The 3,005-nt window shown below is 43.9% G+C and carries 3 protein-coding genes; 1 reads left to right on the top strand and 2 read right to left on the bottom strand.

Annotated features, from left to right (window positions below; translation table 11 throughout):
• Positions 1-819: 819 nt before the first annotated feature.
• Complete coding sequence (locus BG32_RS04810; RefSeq protein ID WP_121526487.1) at positions 820-1,224, bottom strand: putative toxin-antitoxin system toxin component, PIN family; 405 nt, start codon at positions 1,222-1,224, stop codon at positions 820-822.
• Complete coding sequence (locus BG32_RS04805; protein ID WP_121526486.1) at positions 1,208-1,456, bottom strand: type II toxin-antitoxin system Phd/YefM family antitoxin; 249 nt, start codon at positions 1,454-1,456, stop codon at positions 1,208-1,210. The genes BG32_RS04810 and BG32_RS04805 overlap by 17 nt, the downstream gene beginning before the upstream one ends.
• Positions 1,457-2,226: 770 nt before the next feature.
• On the opposite strand from BG32_RS04805, the gene BG32_RS04800 reads away from it, so the two are divergent.
• Positions 2,227-3,005 (top strand): ATP-binding protein (locus tag BG32_RS04800; protein WP_147434829.1); only part of this gene is annotated, 779 nt, incomplete at its 3' end.

Here is a 3,005-nt window from a genome sequence, read left to right as displayed (position 1 = left end):
CGCCACTACGTGGCCCTCCTCCCTCAAGGGAGGACTTAAGATCAGGATCATCAGGAGCCAAACACAGCATTCGCACGAGAACCAACATATTAATGGAATTTAACTCCCTGACTCATGTGTAATGATGAGCTCTTGAGGGAAATTGAAGAGCTCTTCAAGGCTTTTCAAGATCGCAGAACCTTACCTGCCCTCTATGCTTTTCCCTTCTCTCTACTCTCTGAATAATGGTTTGACTAAGAACGGTTATCTAGAAAGAACTAGATTCCGTCATTCCGACAAAGCTACTGGTCGGAATCTCGATACTATTGCTTCACGGCTCTCCTCGACGAACGGAGAACCATTCAACGACCAACCAGTTCCTTTGCTCTTTCCAACCACCAACCTGCTACCCCCAACGCTGGTCTTACAACTCACATCTTGGAACTTGCAACTGTTCTTTTCGGCGAACGGAGAACCGCTCAACGATCAACCAGTCTCTTTGCTTTTTCGAACCCGCAACCTGCAACCCCGAACCTCGCTGAAGTTCAAGCCCAGATCCTGAACAGGAGCTTTTCAGGATGACCTAAGGAGAGAGTATCATGCCCCGAAAACATGTTGTATCATCCCGTAATATCCCCGCGCATCATCCCGTAGAGCGCCCCAAAATTATCCTGTTTGGGGGACCTGCACGGGATCTTGTCCTACATTATTGCTCTTCCTCAAATGATCAATGTAGCGTAGAAGAGAATAAGCGTCGGAAAGATTCATGAATTACCTGGAAGACTTGCGTAAATCTAATAGGAAAAATCGAGTCTGTCCCTTTCCAAAGATAAGGGAGCATCAAAAAGAATCACTCAGATATTGAGCTGGCGTCCTGCAATTTACATTCCCATTTAGTGCACTTTTGAGACAAAGTTTATCACCAGTTATAAGCAGGGCGTTTTTTGCTGCCGCTAATGAAATAAAATGATTGTCCGGAAAATCAGTACTGTAAGGAAGCAAACTGTAGTCATCTACAATCTCTACCGTTATTATGAAATAGTCTATGAAATTGGAAAGGCCTTCTAATTGAATGTGCCCGTACTTTTCCTTTCCTTTCAGTTTCATTATGAAACTTCTTAACTCCTGCACAAATATCTGCGGTTCGATTACCCCCTGGTCCAGTGCCTTAAGAACGGCCTTGCTACAAGTCTTGGAACCGAGAGCCGCCGAAATCACAACGTTCGTATCAATGACAACCTTCATCTTTCATCTCTTTTCTCAGCTCGTCTAGAACTTGTAGTCCCTCTTTTTCACTGAGCCCAATCTTTTCTGCTTCCTCTTGTGCCTTTGAAAGATAGTATTTCATTAAGTCTTCCTTAGAGATGGGTGATATCTTCATCACCGGAACTCCACGCCTTAAAATGAGAAGTTCTTCATTTCTGTCAACAATCTCGCTGAACCTGTTTCGAACATCTCTAACATTAACCGTCTTCATTACAATCACCTCGATATTATTGTATCACTGAGGTGCTTACAAATGATACATATGTATCACAAAAGTTTATGATCAAGCCACGCTCTGGTTAAATTGCTGAGCGACAGGAAGGTCGGATCATAGAAACCGATGAACGGTGTAAGCGAAAATAGGGACTGACGGGCTCTTAGCGTCTGTCCCATTTTTCGCGAAGACCGCGATCCTGACCAGAAGCATTGTCAGGATGACGTGATGAAAGAGTGTGCTTCACCAATGAGCCTATCCTGATGAGCTCCTCTTCGGTCATCCCGTGATGCTTTTGCACGGGATCTATCACCTAAGATCCGCTTTTCCCTGCGAGCTGAGCGCTGTAAGCGAAAAATAAGGACTGACCGGTTCCCGGGGTATGTCCCGTTTTACGAAAGCACGAGATCCTGACTGGGAGCATTGTCAGGATGACGGAAAGAAAGTAAAGACTGTCATCCTTAGAGCCTGCCCCAATGAGCCTGCCCTGAAAATGCTCTTGTTCAGGGATCCTGTTCAGGGGTTCTGCACGGGATCTTGTCCTACATTATTGCTATTCCTCAAATTATAAATGTAGCGTAGAAGAAAATAAGCGTCGGAAAGATTCATGAATTGCCTGGAAGACTTGTTTATATACAATAGTAAAAACCGAGTCCTTTTCAGTGAAATTAATCGGAAACCTAGAAAGGATGAGAGATATGAAGATGATTTGCTATAAATATACTATATAGTATAATACTGTAAAGTATAATAAGTAGGTGATTCTTGTGTTTGTTGGCAGAAAGAGGGAATTAGCCTATCTCGAGGAGAGATTTGAAAGGGGAAAACCGGAACTCCTTATTCTATACGGAAGAAAGAGAGTTGGAAAGACAGAACTCACAAAGGAATTCTTGAGGAAGAAGCGGGGGATCTATTACCTGGCAGAGAAACTGCCTGAGAATCTTCAACTGAAGAAGCTCTCCGAGAAGGTCATTGAATTCTTCGACGAAGACATAATAACCGAATTCTCCAACTGGGAGATGCTGTTCAAGTACCTTGCCTCCAAGCACGATCGATACATACTCGTGATAGATGAATTTCCTTACCTTATAGAAAGAGAACCGGGCATTATTTCGTCTTTTCAAAAAGGCTGGGACGAATACTTGTCAGACTCGAATGTCTTTCTCATTCTCACGGGTTCGAGCGTCTCCGTAATGGAGAACAGTGTCTTGAGCTACAAGAGCCCTCTATACGGCAGGCGAACTGGACAGCTTCTTCTAAACCAGTTTCCCTTCAATGAAATCGGCGAGTTCTTCGAGAAGAAATACGAATTTGACGATTTACTCAAGATATGGGGCACTCTTGGTGGAGTACCGTTCTATCTTGAGCAGTTTGACAGCGATCTTGACTACTACGGAAATGTCATGGAGAAGATATACAACCAGAACGAGGTGTTGTTTGCCGAAGCCGAGTTTCTTCTGAATGAGGAGCTCAGAGAACCGAGAAACTACTTCGCCATTTTGAGGGCAATCTCGCTTGGAAAGAGAAAACTGGGCGAGATAATAAA

It is taken from the genome of Mesotoga sp. HF07.pep.5.2.highcov, from assembly GCF_003666285.1.
Taxonomy (GTDB): domain Bacteria; phylum Thermotogota; class Thermotogae; order Petrotogales; family Kosmotogaceae; genus Mesotoga; species Mesotoga prima.
This window is presented reverse-complemented; position numbering and strand designations above follow the sequence as displayed.